This is a genomic window from Ensifer sp. NPDC090286 (genome assembly GCF_044769565.1).
GTDB lineage: Bacteria > Pseudomonadota > Alphaproteobacteria > Rhizobiales > Rhizobiaceae > Ensifer.
The window spans coordinates 1,038,885-1,063,466 of sequence record NZ_JBIVYF010000002.1; the positions used below are offsets into that span (position 1 = coordinate 1,038,885).

Annotated in this window: 18 protein-coding genes; 10 read left to right on the forward strand and 8 right to left on the reverse strand. The window is 61.2% G+C overall.

Annotated elements, in window-relative coordinates; translation table 11 throughout:
* The 6 genes from ACIQUG_RS14925 (at position 1) to ACIQUG_RS14950 (ending at position 7,892) form a co-directional block, all read left to right on the forward strand.
* Positions 1–975, forward strand: a complete 975-nt coding sequence (locus ACIQUG_RS14925; RefSeq protein ID WP_402323040.1) for a glycosyltransferase family 2 protein — start codon at positions 1–3, stop codon at positions 973–975.
* Positions 972–1,898, forward strand: coding sequence for a glycosyltransferase (locus tag ACIQUG_RS14930; protein ID WP_402322943.1), 927 nt, complete (start codon positions 972–974; stop codon positions 1,896–1,898). Before ACIQUG_RS14925 ends, ACIQUG_RS14930 begins: the two co-directional genes overlap by 4 nt.
* Positions 1,898–2,914: a glycosyltransferase family 2 protein gene (locus ACIQUG_RS14935; RefSeq protein ID WP_402322945.1), complete on the forward strand. Its 1,017-nt coding sequence runs from the start codon at positions 1,898–1,900 to the stop codon at positions 2,912–2,914. Before ACIQUG_RS14930 ends, ACIQUG_RS14935 begins: the two co-directional genes overlap by 1 nt.
* A 4-nt stretch (positions 2,915–2,918) precedes the next feature.
* The gene (locus tag ACIQUG_RS14940; RefSeq protein WP_402322947.1) at positions 2,919–3,824 is read left to right on the forward strand and encodes a UTP--glucose-1-phosphate uridylyltransferase; all 906 of its coding nucleotides are present in this window, start codon (positions 2,919–2,921) and stop codon (positions 3,822–3,824) included.
* A gap of 73 nt (positions 3,825–3,897) precedes the next feature.
* Positions 3,898–6,258: a polysaccharide biosynthesis tyrosine autokinase gene (locus ACIQUG_RS14945; RefSeq protein ID WP_402322949.1), complete on the forward strand. Its 2,361-nt coding sequence runs from the start codon at positions 3,898–3,900 to the stop codon at positions 6,256–6,258.
* A gap of 521 nt (positions 6,259–6,779) precedes the next feature.
* A complete protein-coding gene (locus ACIQUG_RS14950; protein WP_402322951.1) occupies positions 6,780–7,892 on the forward strand; it encodes an OpgC family protein in 1,113 nt (370 codons plus the stop codon).
* A gap of 343 nt (positions 7,893–8,235) precedes the next feature.
* Here ACIQUG_RS14950 and ACIQUG_RS14955 read toward each other — a convergent pair whose 3' ends face one another.
* Entirely contained in the window at positions 8,236–9,690 is a 1,455-nt protein-coding gene (locus tag ACIQUG_RS14955; protein ID WP_402322952.1) for a TrkH family potassium uptake protein, read from the reverse strand.
* Between the two features lie 354 nt (positions 9,691–10,044).
* Between ACIQUG_RS14955 and ACIQUG_RS14960 the strand changes: the two genes are divergently transcribed.
* A complete protein-coding gene (locus ACIQUG_RS14960; protein ID WP_043612741.1) occupies positions 10,045–10,287 on the forward strand; it encodes a hypothetical protein in 243 nt (80 codons plus the stop codon).
* A 41-nt stretch (positions 10,288–10,328) separates the two neighbouring features.
* Here ACIQUG_RS14960 and ACIQUG_RS14965 read toward each other — a convergent pair whose 3' ends face one another.
* From ACIQUG_RS14965 to ACIQUG_RS14995, 7 genes are all read right to left on the reverse strand, one after another.
* Positions 10,329–11,402: a glycoside hydrolase gene (locus tag ACIQUG_RS14965; RefSeq protein WP_402323041.1), complete on the reverse strand. Its 1,074-nt coding sequence runs from the start codon at positions 11,400–11,402 to the stop codon at positions 10,329–10,331.
* A 46-nt stretch (positions 11,403–11,448) separates the two neighbouring features.
* On the reverse strand, positions 11,449–12,621 hold the full coding sequence (locus tag ACIQUG_RS14970) for a polysaccharide pyruvyl transferase family protein (RefSeq protein ID WP_402322954.1): 1,173 nt from the start codon (positions 12,619–12,621) through the stop codon (positions 11,449–11,451).
* 142 nt (positions 12,622–12,763) lie between these two features.
* Positions 12,764–13,942, reverse strand: coding sequence for a polysaccharide pyruvyl transferase family protein (locus ACIQUG_RS14975; RefSeq protein ID WP_402322956.1), 1,179 nt, complete (start codon positions 13,940–13,942; stop codon positions 12,764–12,766).
* 38 nt (positions 13,943–13,980) lie between these two features.
* Positions 13,981–16,662 (reverse strand): glycosyltransferase, encoded by a 2,682-nt coding sequence (locus ACIQUG_RS14980; RefSeq protein WP_402322958.1) that lies wholly within the window; start codon positions 16,660–16,662, stop codon positions 13,981–13,983.
* Positions 16,649–18,121: a DUF6212 domain-containing protein gene (locus tag ACIQUG_RS14985; protein ID WP_402322960.1), complete on the reverse strand. Its 1,473-nt coding sequence runs from the start codon at positions 18,119–18,121 to the stop codon at positions 16,649–16,651. The genes ACIQUG_RS14980 and ACIQUG_RS14985 overlap by 14 nt, the downstream gene beginning before the upstream one ends.
* Before the next feature lie 174 nt (positions 18,122–18,295).
* A complete protein-coding gene (locus ACIQUG_RS14990) occupies positions 18,296–19,549 on the reverse strand; it encodes a glycosyltransferase family 4 protein (RefSeq protein ID WP_402322962.1) in 1,254 nt (417 codons plus the stop codon).
* A gap of 46 nt (positions 19,550–19,595) precedes the next feature.
* On the reverse strand, positions 19,596–20,168 hold the full coding sequence (locus ACIQUG_RS14995; RefSeq protein ID WP_043612747.1) for a MarR family transcriptional regulator: 573 nt from the start codon (positions 20,166–20,168) through the stop codon (positions 19,596–19,598).
* Positions 20,169–20,400: 232 nt separating this feature from the next.
* Here ACIQUG_RS14995 and ACIQUG_RS15000 point away from each other — a divergent pair, with 232 nt between their 5' ends.
* The 3 genes from ACIQUG_RS15000 to ACIQUG_RS15010 all read left to right on the forward strand — a co-directional run bounded on the left by ACIQUG_RS15000 (position 20,401) and on the right by ACIQUG_RS15010 (position 24,533).
* Positions 20,401–22,146, forward strand: a complete 1,746-nt coding sequence (locus tag ACIQUG_RS15000; RefSeq protein ID WP_402322964.1) for a type I secretion system permease/ATPase — start codon at positions 20,401–20,403, stop codon at positions 22,144–22,146.
* Positions 22,143–23,561 carry an HlyD family type I secretion periplasmic adaptor subunit gene (locus ACIQUG_RS15005; RefSeq protein WP_402322966.1) on the forward strand — a complete coding sequence of 473 codons (1,419 nt, stop codon included), beginning with the start codon at positions 22,143–22,145 and terminating at the stop codon, positions 23,559–23,561. Before ACIQUG_RS15000 ends, ACIQUG_RS15005 begins: the two co-directional genes overlap by 4 nt.
* 312 nt (positions 23,562–23,873) lie before the next feature.
* On the forward strand, positions 23,874–24,533 hold the full coding sequence (locus ACIQUG_RS15010; RefSeq protein WP_402322968.1) for a calcium-binding protein: 660 nt from the start codon (positions 23,874–23,876) through the stop codon (positions 24,531–24,533).
* Positions 24,534–24,582: the final 49 nt, after the last annotated feature.

The window sequence follows — 24,582 nt, forward strand, 5'->3', positions numbered from 1 at the left end:
ATGCGTATTCTCATCGTCATTCCCTGCCTCAACGAGGCGGAACATCTGCAAGGCCTCGTCGAAGCCTTGCTGCCCGCGGCAAGGCGCCTCAACGGTGCCATCCTGATCGCTGACGGCGGCAGCACCGACGGCACCCGTGAGATCGCGGCGCGTCTGGCCGAGAAGGATCCGGCCGTGCTGGTGATCGACAATCCGAAGCGCATCCAGAGCGCGGCGATCAATCTCGCCGTCGCCAGCCACGGCGCCGACTTCGACTACATGATCCGCATCGACGCGCACGGCACCTATCCGGAAGATTACTGCGAGCGTCTCGTCGAAGAGGCGCTTCAGACCGGCGCGGATTCGGTCGTCGTCGCCATGCAGACGGTTGGCTTCACCCCCTTCCAGAAGGCCACCGCCTACGCCCAGAATTCCAAGCTCGGCAATGGCGGCGCCAAGCACCGGCTGGGCGCGACGAGCCACTGGGCCGATCACGGTCACCATGCGCTGATGCGAATTTCCGCCTTCCAGGCGATCGGCGGCTATGACGAGATCTTCAGCCACAACGAAGATGCGGAGTTCGACTATCGCTTCCGTCAGGCAGGCTACCGCATCTGGATGACCGACCGGACCAGCATGGTCTACTACCCCCGCGCCAAGGTCGGGCCGCTCTTCCGCCAGTATTTCGCCTATGGCCGCGGACGTGCGCGCAATGTGCTGAAGCACCGCGCCTGGCCGAATCTCAGGCAGCTGCTGCCGCTTGCCGTCGCCCCGGTCGCCGTCGGCGCGCTGCTCGCGGTCGTCAGCTGGCTTGCCGTCGTTCCGGTCGTGCTCTGGGCTGCGGCCTGCATCGGCTACGGCATGTGGATGGCGCTCGGCCAGAAGAACCCCTACGGCCCGCTCGCTGCCGTTTCGGCAATGGTCATGCATTTTGCCTGGTCGGCCGGCTTCTGGCGGGAATTGCTCACCACGCGTAACCGGAGGGTGGCACCATGACCAACACCGTCGCGCGGACGCAGATCGACATAGCAGTGTGCACGTTTCGCCGGCCGGAACTTGCAGAAACGCTGCATTCCCTCGCGCTCATCACCGTGCCCGCCGATGTGGCGATCCGCATTATCGTCGCCGACAACGACGTGACGCCGAGTGCGGAGGCGCTTGTCAACCAGATGCGCCCGACCATGCCTTGCGAGATCCTCTACGTGCATTGCCCGGCGTCGAACATTTCGATCGCCCGCAACGCCTGTCTCGACAACAGCACCGGGCACTATCTCGCCTTCGTCGACGACGACGAGACGGTGTCGAGGACCTGGCTCGTGCAATTGCTCGATACCGCGCAGACGACCGGCGCCGATGTCGTGCTCGGCCCGGTTCGCGCCGAATACACGCTGTCTGCCCCGAACTGGATGCGCCGCGGCGACTTTCATTCGACCCGGCCGGTCTGGGTCGATGGCGAGATCCGCACGGGCTATACCTGCAATGTCCTCATCGATCTCACCCGCCCCGTCGTTTTCAACAGGCGGTTCAATCTGGCGCTCGGGCAGACAGGCGGCGAGGATACGGAATTCTTCCGCCACATGCATGCGGATGGCGGGCGTCTGGCCTACGCACCCGATGCGCTAGTCTTCGAACCGGTACCGGAGAAACGCGCGCGGCTTGCCTGGCTGGCAAAACGGCGCTTCCGTTCCGGCCAGACCCATGGCCGGCTCTTGGGTGAACCGGGCCAAGCCGGCAGCCGCGTTGCCGAAATCGTCCGCGCGACAGCGAAATCAGGCTATTGCGCGGTCGCCAGTCTGCTGCTGCTCGGATCGCCGGTCGCCCGCTCGCGCTACGCGCTGCGCGCAATCATGCATGCGGGCGTCGTCAGCGGCCTCATCGGCGTGCGCGAGCTTCAGCAATACGGAGCGGCGACCGCTTGATGACGCAACACGCCCCCGACGTCAGCTTCGTCATCGCGGCCTATAATGCTGCCGAAACGGTCCGACGCGCCATCGACAGTGCGCTTGCGCAGAAAGGCGTCGACGTCGAAGTGATCGTCGTCGACGATTGCTCGAAGGACGAGACCTGCACGGTCGTCGAGGAAGTCGCTGATCCGCGCGTGCGGCTGCTGCGGCTTGCCGAAAACCGCGGGCCTGGAGGCGCGCGCAATGCCGGCCTCGAAGCGGCGCGCGGCACCTGGATCGCCATTCTCGACGCGGACGATACTGTCAACCCAGAGCGACTGTCGCGCATGATCGGTATCGCCTCCGCAACCGGTGCCTCGATCGCGGTCGACAATATAGACGTCCTCAATCTCGACGGGCGACTAGAGCGCATGTTCCCCGAAGCCGAGCTTGAGTGCCGACGGACGCTGACGCTTGCAGCCTTCATCGGTTCCAACGTGCTTTTCCGCTCGACCTTCAATTTCGGCTACATGAAGCCGATCTTCGAGCGTCGGTTCCTCAACGACCATCGCTTGCGCTTCGAGGAGACGATCCGGATCGGCGAGGATTACATCCTGCTCGCCTCGGCGCTTGCCCGTGGCGGCCGCTGCGCCATCGATCCCTCGGCCGGCTATTGCTACCACATCCGCGAGGGCTCGATCTCGCGCGTGCTCGAACTGCGCCACATCGAAGCGATGATGACGGCCGACCGGGAGTTCCTCGCCAGGTACGAGCTTAATGCCGAGGCGATGGCGATGCAGCGCCGGCGCGAGAAAAGCCTCGTGGAAGCGCACGCCTTCCTTCGCCTCGTCGAACACCTGAAATCCAGATCGCTGGCCGGAGCCACCCGGGTGGCTCTGACCAACCCCAGAGCGCTTCGGCACCTCAGAATGCCGATCGCCGTGCGATTGCGCCGGCTGCTTGCGCCAATCGCACGCATGACGCCTGCCACCTCGACGGTGGCGGCCGAACGACCCAACTCGGGCGAAAGCCCGCACGTAAGTAAAGGATAAGACCATGGACCGTATCAGGACCGTCAGGAAAGCTGTGATCCCGGTCGCCGGCAATGGAACGCGGTTTCTTCCCGCGACGAAGGCGATACCGAAGGAGATGTTGACGATCGTCGATCGTCCGGTCGTGCAATATGCGGTCGATGAAGCCCGTGAAGCGGGCATCGAGCACATCGTCTTTGTGACCAGCCGCAACAAGCAGGCGATCGAAGACCACTTCGACGACACGCCTGAACTCATCTCGTCGCTGACCCGCTCCGGCAAGAACGCCCAGGTTTCCGAACTGGAGGAGATGCTGCCGCGCGCCGGTTCCGTCAGCTTTACCCGGCAGCAAGCGCCTCTCGGCCTCGGCCATGCCGTCTGGTGCGCCCGCGATGTCATCGGCGACGAACCCTTCGCGCTGCTCCTGCCGGACATGCTCTGCCACGGCGGGCGCGGCTGCATGGCCGGTCTTATCGACCTCTACCGCCAGACCGGTGGCAACGTCGTCGGCGTCGAACAGTGCGCTCCGGAAGATGCCTCGAAATATGGCATCGTCGGCAAGGGTGCCGCCGTCCCCTATGGCTTCGAAGTCACCCAAATGGTCGAAAAACCGCGCATGGGCGAAGCCCCGTCCAATTTTTATCTGAACGGTCGCTACATCCTGCAGCCGCAGATCTTCGACATCCTCGCCCACCAGCCGCGCGGCGCCGGAAACGAGATCCAGTTGACCGACGGCATGCTGAAACTGTCGAAAAATCAAGCGTTTCACGCCCATCCCTATGATGGACGCACGTTCGACTGCGGCTCCAAGGAAGGCTTCATCGCGGCCAATGTCGCCTTCGCGCTGGCGCGTTCCGATCTCGGCGACGCGGTCTATGCCTCGGTCAAGGACATGGTCCTGTCTCACGAAGGCCGCATCCGCGCCGCATAACCGGCTTCGGCGCCTCTTTTGAAAAGAAGAGGCGCCAGCCTTCGGACCAAAGGGAAACGGACAGAGCGACCCAATGAACCAAAGAAGTCTCCCCTTCAACAGTGTCGTACCGCGCAACGTGGAGGAGCCCGACGGCTTCATCGACCTAGATCGTCTGTTTTCGGTCGTCTTGCGTCGCGCCAGAACGGTCGGCCTGTTCGTGGCGCTCTTCATCGCCCTCGGTGTCGCCTACCTGGTCTTCGCGACACCGCTCTACACGTCGGCAACGCAGGTCCTTCTCGACGAGAACCTGTCGAAATTTGCCGAAGAGCAGGCGCCGCCGCAAAACAGCGCCCTGCTCGACACCCAGATTGCCAGCGCCGTGGAAATCCTGAAATCCGGCGAACTTGCCCTCCGTGTCGTCGACAAGATGAACCTTGCCGACAACGATACCGTCCTCAATCCGCCGCGCTCGCCGTTCGACGTCGTCAAGGACGGGCTGAAGTCGGTTACGAGCATTTTCTCGAGCGGGCCGGAGATTTCCGAGGACATGGCCCGTAACGGCCGGAGGCAAAAGGCAGCGGCACTGCTGCAGCAGGGACTGGCCGTCGAACGCGTGACGCGAAGCTCCGTCGTTTCGCTGGCCTATCGCTCGAGCGATCCGCAGCTTGCCGCTGGCATCGTTCGCACCTATGCCGACGCCTATCTCAACGACCAACTCAACGCCAACTTCGAGGCGACGGAACGAGCCTCGGTCTGGCTGCAGGAACGACTTGCAGACCTTCGACAGCGCACCCAGGCCGCCGCGCTGGAGGTCGAAAAATACCGCAGTGAAAACGGGCTGACGCTGGCACGCGGCGAACTCATGTCGGAACAGCAACTGGCCGACCTCAACAGCCAGCTGATCATTGCCCAGGCCGACAGCGCAAGCGCTTCGGCGCGCTACAAGCAGTTCCAGGCAATCGTCGACCAGGGACCGGAAACTGCCGTCAAGAACGCCACGATTTCCGCCAAGGAAGGCGACAACTCGGTCATCCGCGATCTGCGCACGCGCTACCTTGCAGTCAGCAAGCGGGAACAGGATGTGAGCCAGAGCTTCGGCGCCGATCATCCGCAGGCCGTGTCGCTGCGCAAGGAGAAGACCGATGTTGGCCGCCAGATCTTCCAGGAACTGCAGCAGCTGACGGCAAGCTACCGAAACGAATACGAGGTGGCGCGCTCACGCGAAGCGTCGCTGCGCGAAAACATCGAAGGCACCACCGGCCGCAACGCGAACGCCAATCTCTCGCTCGTGCACCTGCGCGAACTGGAGCAGCGGGCGGCTGCGCTGAAGACGCTCTATGAAACCTATCTGAACCGTTACGAGCAGGCCTCACAGCAGCGCTCCTTCCCTATCGCCAAGGCGCGGGTGATTTCGAGCGCCGGCGTCCCGACCTCACCATCGAGCCCGAAGAAGACCATGGTGCTGGCGCTTTCGGCCGTGCTCGGCCTGATGGCGGGCGGCGCGTTTGCCGCGTTCCAGGAGTTCCGCGAGCGGACATTCCGGCTCGAAGGCGACGTGCGCTCCATCCTCGGCCACCGGTCGTTCGGCTACATTCCTTTGGTCGGCCCACGTCATCCGGGAACGACGGATCTCGTTCGCGCCAAGCTGATGAAGAACAAGATGCCGCCGCCGGTCACGCAAGGGGCTCCATCGTTCGAACGGCTCAGCCGCATCGTGCTCGACGCCCCCCGCTCTTCCTTCACCGAGACCTTCCGCAACGCCAAGCTTGCCTGCGACAGGATGCTGACCGGCAACGGTTCGCGCGTCATCGGCATCGCCTCGGCGGTGCCCGATGAAGGAAAGTCGATCATCGCCGCGAATTTTGCGGCGCTTCTCGCTGCAAGCGGCAAGAAGACCCTTTTGATCGATGCCGATATCCGCAAGCCAGGTCTGAGCAAGATGATCAATCCGCCGCCGAAGGCCGGTCTGGTGGAAGCGTTGACCGGGCAGGCGTCCTGGCCGGCGGGCATCAAGATCGACCAGCAGACGAAACTTGCGATCCTGCCGGTCGGCGGTGAAGCTGTGGACGGCAACGGGCCCTATGACAGCCATGAGCTGCTCGCGTCGCCGGCCATGGCCGAGCTCATCGACAACGCCCGCAAATCGTTCGACTATGTCGTCGTCGATCTCGCGGCCCTCGCCCCGGTCGTCGATGCCAAGGCCTTCTCGCCGCTTGCGGACGGCTTCCTCTTCGTCGCCGAATGGGGCCGGACGCCGTCGCGGCTGGTGCGCGATCTCTTGCATTCGGAGCCGCAGATCAACGCCAAGATCCTCGGCGTGATCATCAACAAGACCGACATGCAGGAGTTGGCAAAGTACAGCGACTTTGGCGGTGCCGAGCATTATCGCCACCGCTATGAGAAGTACTACATCGAAAGCGCCAGCACGCGCCGCAAGACCGAGGCCGCATGAGGCTCAGCACCCACCAAATTGCGTACCTCGGATCGGATACGGTCCGAGGCTGCTTAGAGTGAATGGTAGCTGCGGGCGTATGACATCTGCCGATGTGAGCCTCACAAAATATGATTGTTATCATCATGTTTAAATGATACGTGCCGCAAACCGTGAGATCGTGGCGATGAACACCGATATGCCGAAATATGACAGTGAGCTGATTTCGATCATTCTAGCGACGCTCGGAGCACTGCTACTTGTCGCAAGCGCTTTGCTATTTGTCGTCGTCCGAACCGGAACATGAGCTTGGGTGCGCCCGGGCGGTTTCTCCCGAGATTGGAGATTAACAAATTTCTGAACGCTCGAGTCCTGCATGCCTACGGTAGGAGGCAAAGGTCATGGTTGTCGCGTGGCGCCACGTGACACTCGCTCAACGAGTTCGTTAAAAATGTTCCTTTAGCCGAATATCAGAAACTAACGATTTTCTCGTATGGATTTCCTCACGCCTTAGCGCCGTCGAAATCCAAACGGGGAGATAAATGGAGAAGCAACGAGAAAGCAGGATTGATCTTCTGCGTGGACTCGCTCTCCTCTTGATCTTCGTCGGCCACTCCGAGTTCACGTTTTCGGGTTTTGTGCAGCATTCTCGCGGTTTCGCGGATGCTTCCGATGTCTTTGTTCTCTTGGCTGGAATATCCGCTGCCCTTGCCTACTATCGGACCGACGGTTCGGTCCTATTCCTGCGGCCGTGGAAACGGGCCTTCGCCTTGTATCTCGTCCACGTATTGTTGTTTTCGGTTCTGGCAAGCATCTCGGCCGCACTGACGCTGGCCGTTGGTCCATCAGCTTGGTCCGATATGAATTTATTCTGGGGGGCGCCTTTCCAGCATGCAGCCGAGGCCGTTTTGCTCATGTACATGCCGGGTAATCTCGATATCCTGCCTTTGTATGTGGTGCTGCTTGGTCTCGCCCCTTTTGCCATGTGGCTTCACGGTCGCTCGCGAACGATGTTGTTGAGCTTTTCGTGCCTGGTCTGGCTGGCGGCTGGGATTGGTCACATCAATCTTCGGAACTGGGCCCTAGATGGACGTGAGTGGTATTTTGATCCGTTTTCTTGGCAGTTTTTGTTCATCATCGGGATCGTTGTCGGCATTGGACTGAAACGGTCGATGCCCGTACTCAGGGACAATCGCTTGGTGTTCCTCGCGGCCGCCATCTTTGCAATCACTGCCATCCCGATAAATCTTGCCGTGTATCTTCGCCTTACCGAGCCGCCGTTCAGCGAGCTGTATCATCAGCTCGTTTCTAAAACGAACAGCGGGCCGCTGCGCATCCTAAACGTACTGGCGATCCTGTATCTTGCCTGGAACATCCGAGCCGTGCAGCTCGCAGCCAGTCTGCCAGCCTTTCGCCTGGTCTGCGCTGCCGGTAAGCACAGCCTTCCCGTTTTTTCCGTCGGCGTACTCCTTGTTTGCGTAGCCAAGACCCTTGTGGCCGCCACACCAAACCCGTCGCTTCTGTCACAAGTGATATTACTGGTTGCCGGTTGCCTCTTGCAGTTGGCCGTCGCGTGGTTACTTGAGGAGCGACAGCGAAAAGCTACCTGGCATGCGCATGCCGCAATATCGATCCCAGAACGGCTGCGACCCTGATTACTCAGGTGGCGGGTGCGGCACCCTACGATGATGGTTGCTGATGCGATTGCGTTGGGGCGGCAACGCTGTTTGGGGATTGTTCCAGAATGCTGCGGAGAAAACAGCGACGTCGCAAGCAATATACAACGTTCTGGTGGATCATCAGGTTCATCACGTCGATTGGCCATTCACCCAGTTTTAGGTGGGTTTCGCCTGCTGATGACACTGCCGCCTTAGCTAGTTATTGGGGTCCTCCCACCAGCCGCGAAACACCGCCTCAAAAAAGCGACAGAATCCACCAGATGGGCAACCTGCTTACAAGTTGCGCAAGGACGATGATTTCAAAAAGTCGCCATAGTGCTCAATCCCTCCAGAACAGCGGCGTCAGGATGACCAGAACCGTCAGGATTTCCAGACGACCGAGCAGCATCATGAGTGACAGGAGATAAAGTGCCGGGTCGGTCAGCGTCGAGAAATTGCCGGCCGGCCCGATGATCGGGCCGAGCCCGGCGCCAACGTTTGAAAGCGCTGTTGCGACCGCCGACACCGCCGTGACGAGATCATAGCCCATGGCCCCCAAGGCGAGGCTCCCGAAAGCCCAGATGAACATGTAGGCCGTAAAAAACATGAACACGGTGCGCTGCACGTCTATGTCGACAAGTGTCTTGCCGTAGCGCACCGTGTGAACCGCGTTGGGGTAGATCAGCTTGAAAAGACCAGCGCGGATCGAATTGAAGATGATGATGAACCGGTAGGCCTTCATGCCGCCGGCCGTCGAGCCGGAGCAACCGCCCATGAAGGTAGCCGCAAAGGCAAGTGCGACGATGAACTCACCCCAGAGCATGTAATCGTCACTGGCAAAACCGGTGGTCGACAGGATGGATGAGACGGTGAAGAAGCCGTGCGCCAACGCCTCGTGCGCCGAGACGCCGTTGACGATCCGCTGGTAGAGGCTTGCGGCGAGCGCAAGTGCCGTCAGATAGGACAGAAAGACGATGATCTGCGGATCCTTGAGCGTGTCGAGCCGGCCGCGAACGATGAAGAGGATGAGCACGGAAAACGGCAGGCTGCTCAGCGTCATGAAGAAGGTTGCGACCCAGAGGATCGGCAGGCTTTTGAAATAGCCGAGCGAGGCATCGTGGGTGGAAAAGCCACCGGTCGCGACCGTCGACATCGCGTGATTGATCGCGTCGAAGCGGCTCATGCCCAGATAGGAAAAGATGATCGTGCACGTCACCGTCATCACGACATAGATCAGGATGAAGGCGCGCGTGAAGGTGACGATACGGGCGAATGGCTTTTCGGTGGTATCCGAGGACTCCATCTTGAAGAAGGACATGCCGCCGACCCTGAGATAGGGCATGACGAAGAGCCCGAGCGCCACGATCCCGATACCGCCGAGCCAGTGCAGGATCGAGCGCCAGAGAAGAATGCCCGGCGGCGCATGGTCGAGGCCGCTGATGACGGTCGAGCCCGTCGTCGTGATGCCGGAAACCGATTCGAAGAAGGCCTTCGCGAAATCGAGCTTCAGCGACGACAGCCAGAAGGGCACTGCGCCGACCAGCGAGACGACGATCCAGAGAAGGTTGACGACGAGAAAGCCCATCTTGCGGCTGAACAGCGGCGAGCCGCCCTGGGTGGCGGTGATCGCCAGAAGCGACAGAGCGCCGGTCGCAAAAGCCGAACCGGTAAACACCCTCCAGTTGGGATGGCCATAGAACAGATCGACGGCGGCCGGCAGCAGCATCGCGAGCGACAGATAGAACGCGGCCTTCGCGGCGATGTTGATCGCGGTCTGGTAGAGGGGTGCATGCAACGGTTGATCGCCTCAGCGCTTTGTCCAGGACCGATTCGGTCCTCGGAATTTGCGGCCATTCAACCTCAAAGGCGCGCGATTCGCACCGGTTCGGGGCAGAGAACCTCCCGCTGAGCGACAGTCAGTCCCGTATTTTCGCCGATTCGGCTCCTTGGGCGCGGCAATCGGTTCCAGGCGTTCCCGGCAAATGCCGCGTGAAAGGCGCCAAACGCATGCTGCGCTGCGGCATTTTGCCCAATCAATTCTAACTCACGAAAAGATCACGGCTTTTGGCCGCGGCAAGTCATCACCTTGACTTATTTCCACGTGTAAAGCCTGCTTCATCCATTCCACATGCAACCTTGAGCACGACCGATGACACCCGCCCGTTTCACCCAATGCCTTCTCGTTCTTCGTTGGACGCCGATCAATCTGGCAAGCGCCCTCCATTGCAACCTGGCATGGATCGAGGCGATGGAGACCGGCGACGAAAAGGTGCCGGAGGAACTGGCGACGTGGCTGGAAACGCTGGCGCGGACCCACGAGGAACTCGGCATTCCCGTCACCTACCGCGGCAAGGGGCTTGAGCCGGCGACGAGCCGCGCAACGCGGCGCTGATCCGAAAAGGAACGCTTCGGCCCGCGCGAGCTGTACGGTTGTCAATCGTCCTTGGCCGGTTCGATCGCGAGCACGCCGGCCGGGCTCAGCGCACCGCAGCGCCATAACCGGTAATTCTGCTGGGTGTCCCAGTCATAGTAGTAGGCGGCATCCAGGCGTTTTTCCGCGGCAAACCGCTCAAAGACCGTCCGCATGGCCGACATCGCCCCTTCGCGTTCACGATCGTCGACGGGACAACTGCGCGCCGTGTTGGCAATCCCCCATTCCGTCACCCAGCACGGCCGTCCCCGGTCGGCAGGCACGCAGAAATCGAGAAGTCTGGTGACGATCGATGTGATCGCCGCCTTGTCCTTGCGCGCCGGGTAGATGTGAATGCCATAGGCATCGACGAGTTCATCCATGCCGCGCGCCCTCAAAAGGGCGATCACCTCGCCGGGGTCCAGCCGCTCCATCCCTTGCCGGTCCGCTTCCTTCGCTCCCATGTCGGAGAGCCCGGCGGAAACGATGATCGCCTTGCTGTTGGCGCTCGCCTGAACGGCGTCGCGGGTGACCGTCAGCGCCGCGACGTAGTTGTCGAGCCCCTTCTCGAACGCTTGGGGATCCTTGAGTTCGCCGAGATGTCGTGGCGTGGCCTGGCCCGGTTTTTCGTAAACCGCGAGATCGCCGTTATAGCCGGCAAGATTGATCTCGTTTCCGGGTTCCACCGCTTCGAGACGGATTCCAAGGGCATCAATGCGCTGCAGCGCTGACGTCAGGCCGTCGCGGTAACGCTCAAGGTCGAGATCGGACAGCCGATTGATATCCCAGATGCGCCCGAAGCCGGTGCGTGGGCGAACGCTGTCCGGATAATAGCTTTTGTTCGACAGCTGGATTTCGAGCAGGATCCGCAGACCCAGCCGGTTGGCAATCTCCAGCGCGTCGATGCTTTTGTCGACGGGCCGCGACAACGATAGCCGCACATGGGTCGCGCCGCTGTCGGCAATTTCGCGAAGGATGCGTTCCTGCTCCGCGCGCTCCAGCCAGGCGAGGTTGAGCCGGTTGACGCCGTAGCGTGCAGCTTCGGCCTCGCCCGCCCACGCCGGAGCGCCATGCGAAAACGCCGCCGAGGAGACCAGAGCGGCAAGGAGCAGCGCCAACGGCGCCGCCCGGGTCAGGTGCCGATTAAATGCCAACCTGTTTCAGCGCACTTTGGAAGTTCGCCTCGCATGCCGAATAGCGTTCGGTAACCGCCTGCGCATCGATCTTCGACAGGAAGCTGGCGAGATGCGCCTTCTTGTCCGCCTCACGATTCCAGACGCCTGCCTCGATATAGGGAAAGCCGATGAATTCGAGCATCTCGCGCATGCGGTCGTCGACGGCGATCATCAGCGAGGGCGTGCCCGCCTGCATGCCGATGACGCAGCCATGGAAGCGCCTTCCGATGCAGAGGTCCCGGGTCGATGACCAGGCGCGCCACTGGTTGGTGTCGAAGAACACCATCAGTTCGTTCTGCCGCTGCCACTTCTCCTGATGCTTGTATTCGGTCTTGCCGGTGATGCGGCCGCTGGAGCGGTCATAGACCGGCGCGTTGTCATCGACGGGCAGCGTCAGGTTATAGGCAACGATCTCGTCTTGGATGACGTAACTTGCCACGCTCTCGGGCTTCAGGAGTGCGTGGGCATCGACGATGGTGTCGGCAACGCTGCCGAGATAGCCGCCGAGCGCGAGCTTCTGTGACGACGCCAAATCGGCATTGGCAAGCGAGGTCAACGAGTGGCGCATCTCGTTGGGAGCGAAGAAAAGCGAGGGGCAGCCGGTCGGTTTGACGAACTTCATGCCCTCAGCCCGCAGGAACTCGGCGGTGAAATAGCCGCGGGTCAGGAAGAAGCTTTCCTTCTGCTTCAATACCTCGAGAAACCGCAACGTGCCGGCCGGCAGGTTTTCCTTCAGACCCTCACGCTTCTGGATACCGATACCCATCACCAGGACGGGCATCTTCAGCTTCTCGAACACGTCCGCTTCGAGGTCGGCCGAGTATCCCGGACGCAGCAGGTTCGCCGAGGCGAACACGCACATGTCGAATTCCTTGTTCAGGGCATCGTAGACGTCGTTGGCGCCGCGGCTGTTGACCAGATGCCAGAACGGCACATAGGTCACGTCATGACCACGCAAGGCGTAAGCTGCACCCTCGCCGATCAGGTAGTTGCCGGTGTTGGCGATCTTCTTGACCTGGTCGACCAGATCCTTCTTGCTTCGGATGTCGTCGAAATAGGGCTTGTGATGGACCGTCGCACCGGAAACACGCGCGACAGTACGCTGGAGGTAGGAGGGAATTCCGGTGAGCAGGATACGCATCGATACACCTGGTTTGTGGACTGGCCGACAGAGTTGAGGAAGAGCGAGGGCGGCATGAGGAAGCGGATCTGCAATCCTCACCACGCCGCCCGAACTTCATGAATTGAGCGCCTCGGGTCGAACGTGCCCGAGGCATCCATGTTTAGAGGCCGATGCCGATCTCGCGCAGCACCGTGCGGAAATTGCGCTCGCGATCGGAGTAGCGATCAACCAGCTCGGACGCGTTCAGCCCGGCCAGATGGCTGGCTACGAACTCCGCGCGGTTCTCCGCTTTTTCGAGCTCCTGGACGTCTACCGACGGCAGGCCGGTAAAGCCCAGCATTTCGCGCATGCGGTCGTCGACGGCCACCATCAGGCTCGGCACGCCCGCCTGCATGGCAATGATCGAGCCATGGAACCGCCGGCCGAAATTGAAGTCCATATGCGAGGCCCAGGCACGCCACATGTTGGTATCGAAGAAGGTGCGCACATCGAACGGCACCTTCTGGCGCTCGGCGCCCGGAAAAGCGAGTTCGCCGAGCATCTTGCCCGAGCTTGAATCGAAGACCCTTCCATCGGCATCCGGCTCGACCTTCATGTCGAAGTGCAGGAATTCGTCCTGGATGATGTATTGCGGCGTGGCGCCTTCCGGGTTGAGCGCGATCGCATCGACGATGCAGTCGTGATTGGCGCCGAGATAGCCCGAGAAGATCGTCTTTGCCTGGCCGATCTTGACGTGCGGCAACTTCTTCATCGAGGCGCGCATGTTGTTCGGCGCGAAATAGACCGAGGGGCAGCCGGTCGGGCGGACGAACTTGAAGCCCTGGTCCTTCAGGTAGCCGGCGGTTTCGTAGCCGCGGGTCAGGAAGTAGTGCTCGCGGTCCTTGAGAACGTCGAGCAGCCGCTTGGTTCCTTCCGGCAGGCCGGTTTCCAGATCCTTGCGGTTCTGATGGCCGATGCCGAGCATGACGATCGGCATCTTCAGCTTGCTCAACACGTCAGCTTCGGCATCGGCGGAAAGCCCCTTGCGCAACAGGTTCGCGCAGGTGAACACGCAGATGTCGAAGTTGTTGTTGAACTCTTCGAAACCGGTGCCGTTCTTGTGGCAATTGTAGAGGTGCCAGAACGGGATTTGCTTGGCATGCGGCGCAATGGCGCGCAAAGCCCCTTCACCGATCAGATAGTTGCCGGTGTTGCTGATGTTGCGAAGCTCCTGAAGAAACTCGTCCTTGGATTCGGGCTGCTTTTGCCGTTCCGAATAGGAAACCGACAGGCCATTGGCGCCGCTTGCGAGGCGCGTGTAATGACCAGGAATACCCGTCAGGAGGATTCTTGGACGCATGCGTAAGTCCCTTCTCTTTGAAAAGTCGTACGGGTCGATCAGCCTGCAGCTGCGACGCCGGTATTGGATGTCTCACGCGCCCGGATGACCTTGGCGCGTGAAAGCGAGGAATTGTTCACAGCGCCATCGCACCAGCCGAGGAACTCCGAGAAGGAGTTGGACCAGGCGCGGCGGGCCGCGGTTCTGAGGCAACCTTCCATGATCGGCGCAAGCAGGTTGCGATCACGGGAAACCTCGGCGATCGCCTTCACCATGTCGCGCACGACCTGGGGATCCGAGGAGGCGTCGATCAGGATGCCGTCCTCCCGATCGACGATCAGTTCGTCGACGGCGCCAACCGCGGTTGCGATCGGCACGCAGCCGAGCTGTTGGGCTTCGGCGATCATCAGCGGGGCACCTTCCCAGCGCGAAGGCATGATCAGCACATCGGCCCAGCCGAGCGCCTTGATCAGGTCGCGGCTGGCAAAGACCGGAGGACGCACGTCGACGCCCAACTCCTTGAGCCGGTCCGTCCAGGAGAACGAAGCGTCCGCCAGGATCTCGCCACCGATCGCGCGCGCGTCGAACGACACGTGTGCCGCGCGCAATTCGGAGATCGTCGCAGCCAGCCGATCGATGCCTTTCTGCTGGTCGAGACGGCCCATGTAGAGTAGACGCAACCTGTCGTCCTTGCGCTCGATCCGCCGCACCTGCAGCACATCTGCAAGCACCTTGGGTGGCACGGAAAAACTTGCGCCGTTCGGAACGGCGAAGATCTTTTCGAGCGGCACGCCGAAGCTGTGCAGGTAGAACTTCAGCTGTTCCGAACAGGTGAGGAAAGCGTCGTAGCAATGCTCGTGGGCGATGGCGGCAAAGGGTTGCCCGGCCGGGCGCTTGAACGGCGTGTTGTCGACGACGTGCAGATAGCAGGCCGTGCGCGTGCCTTCCGAGCGCAGCCGCGCGATCAGCGGATGCATCGCCATGACGTGGTTGTTGATGACGAGATCGAAGCCCGAAAGCTGGCCCTTCAGCGCACCCCAGTCGACTTCATGGTGGTCGGCGATAAAATCCTGGCCGAGGAACGAGCCGGAGCCGCCCCAGGCCGGGATGCCCTGATCCCAGAAGTGAACATAGTCGAAGCTCGAATCGAACTCGTCGATCACGTCCATGCGGCTGGTGCCGAGCACGAACAGATGCGTCTCGTAGCCCGCCGCCCTGAGTTCTCGCGAGGCGGCATAGATGACCTTCTCGGCGCCTCCGAACGACGCGTTCGGCACGAGAAGTGCCGCGGTCTTCTTGCCGGCTTCACTATGCCCGAGCGGCAGCACCGGCGAACCGCCGATTTCCGTTCGCAAGGCCTTGTGCAGGTCGGAATAGGGCATGAGCCGTGCGGGTCGCCACGTCCAGCGACGGCCGGCCGTGCGGCGAAGCGGACTGGTGGCGATCGCGTTGACGCAGTTGATCATCACCTGTTGCGGCGTGATCAGCGTGCGGCGCGGCAGGGCGCGCGGGAACGGGAAGCGCACATTGAGCACCGCCGAGGTCGGCCAGACCTGCTGCGTGCCGATAGAAGCAAACCAGTCGAGCGCGTTGTTGCGGATGACGTCACGCAGGAGCGCCGTCGATATGAAGATGAGATCCGGCTGGCCGAGATGCTGGGCGCCGGCGTCGAGGAAGGTCGGCTCGATCTTGCGCTGCGTCGCGTCGTTGCCGAGATGCACGAAGACCACATTGGCCTTCTCGCTCAGGCGCTCCAGGTGGCAAAGCACGTTGGGCAGCATGCGCGAGCGCAAAAGCAGATCGATCGTCGCACCGCTGCCGGCCATGACGAAGGGCGGGAAATGCACGTTGTCGGGCTCGCCGGTGCTTGCCCAAAAGGCCGGAATGGTGTCGTCGAGCCGCAGCCGCTTCGGTTGCTTCGTCGGATCGGTGAAGAACGAGATCGCCGCGTCTTCCGTGCGCGCAAAGAGATAGCGCGGGCACTCCGCGTGCTCGAAATCGACGAGCATCGGCCGCTGGAACAGGGCCTTGTGGCGCTTCCTCAGGAAGCTCACGGATGTCGCGCGGTCGCGGTTGGCTTCCTTGAAACGGCTTTCGGCGCGCAGTCGGTATTCGAACGTCGTGTCATGGCAGGGCGTTCCGACGAAGCCGTGCTCGACGCAGGAAAGCCAGAACTCCCAATCCTCGAAACCGTTCTGCCGGTCGTCGTTGAACCGAACGCCTTCCTGGAAGACCTCGATCGAAATCATCGAGCCGGTGTCGCAGATGTTGTCCGTGATGCAGTGGACGAGCCTGGAATACTGGTTGCCGTAATGGGCTCGCCAGCTCACCGAGAAGGTGTCGATGTTGGTATAGACCCAGCCGGCGCCGCTTTCGTGCAAACGCCGATAGAGGGTCTCGATCGTGCCCGGCAGGACGCGGTTGTCGGCGTCGAGGAAATAGACGGCCTTCGCCTCGGGCAGGTGTTCGAGCACGTAGTTGATGGCGCGGTTGCGCGCGCCGCCGGGGCCGGCGTTACGCCCGAAGACCACATGGATATCAGGGTGGGCCGCGGTATAGAGCAACAGCTGATCGAAGGTTTCCTGCCGTGGGTCGCCGTCGACCGAGACGACGATGGCAATACGGCAGCCCTCGAGATCCGAAGCGAGCGCGGATTCGAGCGCTTCGAGCGCCAGCGCCGCGTGACCATAGAGCGGCATGGCGATCGCAACGAGGTCCCTTGGATCGCTATTGCTGTGCATGAGACGCACCACCCGACTGCTTGACCATCCGGAAGCCCGACACCTTGAGCCAGGAGAAATCGACCGAGTCGGTTACGGCGCGGCTGAGGATCATCAGATCCATGGGCTGGCGCACCGGCTCGTCGAGCTGGAAGTTGATGTTGATCGGCTGCTCATTGGTGACCTCGCGCCAGCCGCTGAAGAAGGCGGACGGTTTGACCACCCCCTTGCGCGCCAGTTCCGCCACTTCGGACCGCGCGTTCGAGCCCGCTGGAGCGAGCAGAAAGCTGACGGCCGCCGGGGCGCCCTTGGGATGATCGACCACTGCGCTTGCGGAGAAGGATATGGTGCCGGGCTCGACAGCGCGACCGACGGCGCCGGCCGACACGCCATTTGCAAGCGGATGGCAGACGACGGCGTGTTCGTGTTCGAGAAAGCGTACCGTCTGGAATTCCGGCACGACCGGCGTCACCGATACGTCGACGATCTGGCTGAGCATATCGACCGACAGGCGATAATCCTCGATGAAGTGGCCGTCGAGCAGCGCGGTCGGCGCGATCATGTTCGGCATGCGCGTCGGCTTGACGCCGGGCAGGCCGGTATAGACGCGGAACGCTAGAGGGCGCAGATCAAGGTCGGCGTGGCGGGTCTCGGACCGAGCCGTATAGTGTTCACTGGCGATGGGATAACCGAGCGAAAGCCCGATCGTTTCACTACCGGTCGTCGAAACGCGCAGCCGCAGGGTCTTGGCCCCGCCCCCGCAGGTGCGCGGCAGGGCAAAGAAGTTCCAGCCTGGAACGAGCTGCGAGAATGGAACGGCCCACTCAGCAACCCCCTCGCCGCTTTCGACATAACTCAAGACAACGACCAGTTCGCCGCCATCCCGTGGGACCGAGTTGAAGTGAAGCGCGATGCCGGCGACGCCATGACTGGAGACCGGCAGGAGCTGCTCGACAAAGGCATTGGCAATCAGATGGCCGATGCCTTCATCCTTGGGATCAACATAGGGGTCGTGCGCAAAGACTTCCGCGACCGGCTCCCAATTGCGCGCCTGGAACGCATCTTCGAGCGCGCGGTAGTTTTCGAGCAGCGTTTCGCGCTCGCGGCGAAGCAGCGCAAGCTCCGAGGTGATTGCCGACGAGAACCGGGCGAGCCGTCCGACACCACCATCTACCAGCGCCTGAATGAGCCCGGCGCTTTCGCTGACGGCCTCGGCGCTCAAGCGCCTGATCGGGATCTCCGGGACGGTGCCGAGCGCCCGCAACGAGACGATGCCGTCGGCCAGATCCGCCTCGCCCTCCCTTGAAAAGGCAAGCCCTATCAATGGAAACACGTTTTCCAGCGTCGCATCAGGCCGATCGCCTGCCGGAAGAAAATGAACCAGGTGCTCGATGCCACTGCCCTGGACACTCGCCCTATCGTGATCCGAGGCCAACACCAGCTTTCTCTTCGCCTGCGAATACCTCACGCCAGAAGACACCAACCCTTGCACGCGCCACCCTCAATACAACCGAATTCTCTCTGTAGTTGAGTCCGCCGATCCGAAATAAACCGGCGAATTCAACGACCTAGAGAAAGCATATCAAGGATATTTGCGCTGCACAATAAGTTATATTTGCGTTTTTCGTGAAATAATACTTCGGGTTTTGAAGTATTATGCAGATGAGACCCGTAATATTTGAGTGGATCCCGGATTTCCCATCGCCTTATCGAGCAATGTCATCTGTCGTGCTATGCAATCGCTCAGACGGAACCTTTGCTCGACGGTACGGCGGGCCGCTGCACGCAACTCGGAATACTTCTCCGGTTGCTGCAAGGCGCCCGAGATCGCCTCCGCCAGAGCATCCGTATCGAAGAACGGCACGAGCAGGCCGTTGCGGCCGGAGCTCAACACCTCCTGCATCGGCGCGGTGTCCGATCCGATGACAAGAGCACCGCAGGCCATGGCCTCCAGGACCGACCAGGAAAGCACGAAGGGATAGGTCAGATAGATATGGGCGGCCGAAATCTGGAACAGCTGCCTCAGGACGCCATGCGGCACCACGCCTGGAAACAGGAACCGGTCGGCCGGGATTTCCAGGGACTGAAGCAGGTAGTCTTTCCAGGAGCCGCCACCGGGCGGCGGGGCGCCGTAACTGACGCCGTCGCCACCGACGAAAACGAAAAGCGCATTGGGATGGCGCTTCGCGACCTTTGCCGCCGCCTCCAACGCCTGCGGGAAACCGCGATAGGGCTCGAGATCGCGGGCGACGAAGGTAACGATCGGCGGATCACCCGCCTTTAGCACCCGTCCGTCCGGAAGCTTCAACGACGCCGACGGATCGGGACGGAAGACGCGGGTGTCGACGCCTTCGTGGCAGACGCCGATACGGGCGCGATGCTCTGCCGGATAAAGGCTCCTTTGCCATTGGGTCGGGCTGAAGCCACCATCGATCGCATCAAGCGTCATGAGTTGCGCCATGTTGCGCAGCCGCAGCCGTTTGCGCGTATCCTGGTCGGGCTTGTCGTCGGGGGCAAAGCCGATATCGGCCCCTTCAGCGCGGTAGAAAAATTCGCAATAACCGAGTGCCGGGACATTGGGCAGCACATCCTTGACGAAGGTCATGCCGCCCCAGCCGATGTGCCCGACGATAACGTCGGGCACCTGCCCCTGGCGGGCCATGGCATCGAAGGTTTCGGCGACCCGGTGACCGATCCGGACATGATGGTCAGGCACACCGAGGTGCCTTGCCATCTGCGAATTGGCCTGCGGGCCGGGTTCTGCTCGGTGGCGAATGACGCGCGTTGACGGAATCCGCTGATCCACGGTTTCCGTCACGAGTGTCACTTCATTTCCCGTCTGCGCCAAATGAGACGCGAGAGCGGCGAACTGGCAGAAGCCGCGCCGGTGTACAAATGCTACGTGCATATTCCCTGCCTATAGCCGTTGAAAGGACAGCCTGTGCGCGGGCATCTTAGATGCCGTAGCGCGTTGCATTCCCCCAAACCAGCTCAAGCCGGTGCAGCGTTTGAAATGCGGTTTCGAGATTGCGCCGGTCCTGCTCGCCGTGGCTGAGGACACGTTCATAGGCGCCGGCCGCCTTGCGTAGGGCATCGCAGAGTTGCCTGCCCTTGTCCGAAAGCTTGATGCGGGCCGAGCGCCGGTCGCGCTGGGAGGCGGCCCTGTCGATATACTCCCCGTCGCCCAACTGCTTCAGGTAGTAGGAAACGTTGGAGCCGACATAGTGGCCACGGTCCAAAAGCTCCGCCACCGACACTTCCGCATCGCCGATCGCCAGAAGAACCATCGCCTGTGCCGGGCCGATATCGTCGACACCAAGCTTCGTCAGCTCGGCACGCAACAGGCCGGTAAAGCGCCGGCTGGCCCGTTCCATCATCCGTGCCAGTTCGAAGTATGTGACCACGGACGCTTCGCTCTCCTGGTCAATATTGTCATGTTCAGGGGCACTTCCAACTGCGTCATCCCCGGGGCGGATGGCAACAGCGCCGCCAAAATCTGCGAACGGATAGAGAATCCTTTGATTCATCCCTCTCTCCAACTGAGCATTACTACAATAATCAAAAATTACTTCAAATTTTGAAGCAATTTTTTGCCCCCTTTACTCCCCCCGAATACGACTATCTTGAGCATTCCACCATTATTGTGTCACACTTATCACGGCAACACTGTGATTTAAGTGATAACAAACAAAATAGCTTCCTCAAGACCCCAACGAACTTATCCAGAAAATCGCCACGCGTGACAGCAAACGAGGCAATATGATTAGCAAGAACCAAATTGGGCCAAAGAAGGCGCAAAATGGAGCAAACGATCCGCGGCTGCTTATTTTGAAGGCACGCCGCGTGTTCGTTTTGGCACTTATTTATGCAGCCCTGCTGAGTGCTTGCATCGGCATATTGCAGCTCTCGACACCGCTCTACATGATGCAAGTTCATGACCGCGTGTTGAACAGCCAGAGCATGGACACGTTGACCATGCTGACGATTCTCGTCGTCGGCGCGCTCGTGATCTACGGCGTGCTCGAATACATCAGGGCTTTGACGTTCCAGGCGATGGGTAGTGCGGTCGTGCGCTGGCTGAACCTGCCGGTGCTGACCGCCGCCGTGCAGGCGGCCGCCGATCAAGGGCTGACCCGGGCGACCCAGTCGCTGCGGGACCTGGCTGAATTGCGCAGCTTCCTCACGACGTCTGCCGTCAGCGCCCCGCTCGATGCCGCCTGGTCGCCGATCTTCCTCGGGGTGCTCTTTGCGCTGCACCCGATGTTCGGCCTTCTTGGCGCCATTTCCATTGCCCTGCTTGTATGCTGTGGATTGCTGACTGATTTGCTGACTCGCCGGCTGATGAAAGAGGCCAATCAAGCCAATATCGAGGCCGTTTCGAAAATTGGTTCAAGCTTGCGCCATGCCGAGGCGATCGAAGCAATGGGTATGCTGCCAGCACTCGCCCGCCGCTGGCGCACCGCGCAGCTGCACGCGCTCGACGCTTTGGAGACCAGCGGAAGCCGCAGCAAGGCGATGGCTTCGATCACCCGTTCACTGCGTTTCATGATCCAGGCGGCAGCCCTTGCAACAGGCTCTATCCTCGTGATGAAACAGGAGATTTCCCCCGGCGCTATGATGGCGACGACCATCCTCGTCGGACGCCTGCTCGCCCCGTTTGATTCGATGATCGAGAACTGGCGCCAGTGGGTGCTCGCGATTGCAAGCTGGCGCCGGATAGAGACTGCTCTGAACCAGGATCTGGCCGTGCGCCAGACCATGCCGCAGCCGCGCACGCAGGGCGATCTTGTTGTGGATAAGCTCGTTTACGCAGCACCCGGCCTCGATGTGCCGATCATCAAGGGCGTTTCCTTCTCGCTCTCGCCAGGCGAAGTTCTCGGCATCGTCGGCCCCTCGGCGGCGGGCAAATCGACACTGGCCCGGCTCCTCGTCGGAATTCAGAAGCCGACCACCGGCGGCGTCTTCCTCGACGGCAACAATGTCTATCTGTGGGAACGCGCTTCCTTTGGCCAGATGACCGGTTACCTGCCGCAGTCCGTTTCGCTGCTCGAAGGAACCATCCGCGACAACATCTCGCGCATGGAGGAAGGCGAACCTCAAAAGGTGCTCGAGGCGGCTCGGCTTGCTGACGTGCACGACATGATCGGCCGCCTGCCGCTCGGCTACGACACCCCGGTCGGCGATGGGCATCTGACGCTTTCGGGCGGCCAGCGCCAGCGCATCGCTCTTGCCCGCTGCCTTTACGACCATCCTCGCCTGATCGTTCTCGACGAGCCGAACGCCAATCTCGACGCCATCGGCGAGCGCGCATTGATCCGCGCGATCGAGCGGGCGCGCAACGACGGTGCGATCGTCATCATGATCGCCCACCGGCCGACGATCATGCAGGCCGCCGACAAGCTGCTCGTTCTTGAAAACGGGCGCATCACCCAGTTTGGCCCGCGCACCGATGTGGTCGCATCCATGACACCGGGCGAGCCGAGACGGGAAGGCGTATCCGCATGACGAACAAACAGAACTTGCCCGCCTCTCGCGAGGCACGCACACTCGTGGCCAAGGATGACCGCGCGAACCTGCCCGCGATCCCCGAGCGGCCCCACCCGCTGCTCGGGCTGGACGCGGACGCCGAAAGCAGCGCCACCGCGCCGTTGCGCGGGGTGGTCCTTGCGGGCCTGACGACGATCCTCGTCGCCTTCGGCGGCTTCTTCGGCTGGGCGTTTTCAACGGAACTCAGCAGCGCGTCGGTCGCAAGCGGCACGATCGTGGTCGATTCCAAACGCAAGACCGTCAGCCACTTCGAAGGCGGCATCCTCGACCGCCTCCTCGTCCAGGAAGGCGACCGCGTCACGTCCGGCCAACCGCTGGTCAAGCTTGCCGACACCCGCGCCCGGTCCGACCTTCAGGCACTGCAAAGCCGGCGCCTTGGGCTGATCGCAAAGCTTGCCCGCCTCAAGGCGGAGCAGACGGAAGCCAAGCAGATCGACTTTCCCGACGAGTTGATTGGCACTTCGGAATCGGCCGCCGACGACGCGGTCAAGGCGGAGACAAACTTCTTCGAGCGGCGGCGCGAAGCAAAGGCAGGCCGGCTAGAGGTTCAGGGCAAGACCATCGAAGAGTATTCGGAAAGAGCCAAGTCGCTTGCCGAGCAGATAAGGGCGACCGACCGCCAGATCGAACTGATCACCGAGCAGCGTACCGCAATCGCGACACTGGTGGCAAAAGAGTTTGCCCAGCGCTCCAAGCTGATCGAGATCGATGCCAAGCTCAGCGAACTTGCCGCTTCGCGCGGTGAGCTTGCCGGCAACAAGGCCCAGGCCGAAAAGGCGGAAGCCGGAGCGGAACTCGGGCTGACCGGTATCGAGAACGAATTCCAGTCGGAGATCGCCGGCGAAATCACGACCGCCCGCCTGGAACTTGCAGATGTGGGACAGCGGCTCGTCTCGGCCAAGGACGTCTTGAGCCGCCTCGAAATCCGCTCGCCGCAGACCGGCATCGTCACCAACATTCAGTTGCGCACACCGGGCAGCGCGGTTTCGGCCGGCCAGCCGTTGCTCGACATCGTTCCAGAGGACGAGCCGCTTCTCGTCGAAATGCATGTCGGCACCCGAGACATTGACAGTATCGGCATCGGCTCAAAGACGCAGATCCGGCTGACCGCCTACAATCAGCGCTCGCACCTGCCGCTCGACGGCGAGATCAGCTACGTCGCGGCCGATCAGTCGGTCGATGAAAAGTCGAACGTCTCCTATTACGTGGCGCGCGCCCGCATTGCGCCGGCCTCGCTCACCGCCAACCCGGACATCCGCCTCTATCCCGGCATGCCGGCAGAAGTGCTGATCGTCCACAAGCCGCGCTCGGCGATCGATTACATGGTCTCCCCGATTGCAGAAAGCCTCAATCGAGCCTTCCGCGAAGACTGATCCAGAAGGCTCCAACACGATCTGCGCCGGCGAAATTCAATTTCGCCGGCAATTTGTTTCTAATTTTGAATTTATTTCTAAGTAATAACAAATCTATCACCCCTTAGATATCAGGGATAATCATCAAACTGATACAAGATATACATCGTAGGTAGCAGATAATAATACAGTGCAGCTGATTTTATTTCTTTTTTGCTGTTGCCATATGTTTTTTTGCAGTGCAATGTCGCCGCGCTCGCCACCGGTTTGAGACCGGGGATGAGCGCAAGCAACAACCAAGATGACGTAAGCAACAACTAAGAGGAGTAGCATATGGCCACGTTGGAAGGCGGCGCGTATGATGACGCCCTTTTTGGCTCACGCTTCGACGACTTCATCCATGCCCGTGGTGGCGATGACTTCGTGAACGGAGGCAATGGCGACGACACCATTTTCGGCGACGAAGGTGATGACATGCTGTTCGGCGGTAACGGCAGCGATACCCTGTTCGGCGGCTGGGGCGACGATGTTCTCCATGGCGACAACGGGAACGATGTCCTGTTCGGCGGCCAGGGCAATGACCTGCTCTACGGCGACAACGGCAACGACATTCTCATTGGCGGCGACGGTAGCGACCTGCTGATGGGCGGCCGTGGCAGCGACATCCTGTTCGGTGGTGCCGGCAACGACATCATCAACGGCGGCCAGGGCGACGATGTCATGACCGGCGGAGAAGGCAGCGACGTGTTCGTGTTCGACGGTGGTGGCGGCAACGACGTCATCCTCGACTTCACGCCCGGCGAAGACCTTCTGCAGATTTCGAAGGACATCAACGGCCTCGACATTTCGTCGCCGGAAGATCTGGCATCGCGCGTCACCCAGGTTGGTGGCAACGTGGTCATCGACTTCGGCCATGGCGATACGCTGACGCTCGTCAATGCGGACGCCGACGACATCCAGGCGAACCCGAACCACTACTTCACGATCCATTGAGATTGACTGGTGCGCCCCACTTCCTCCCGTGGGGCGCCCTCCCTTCTGT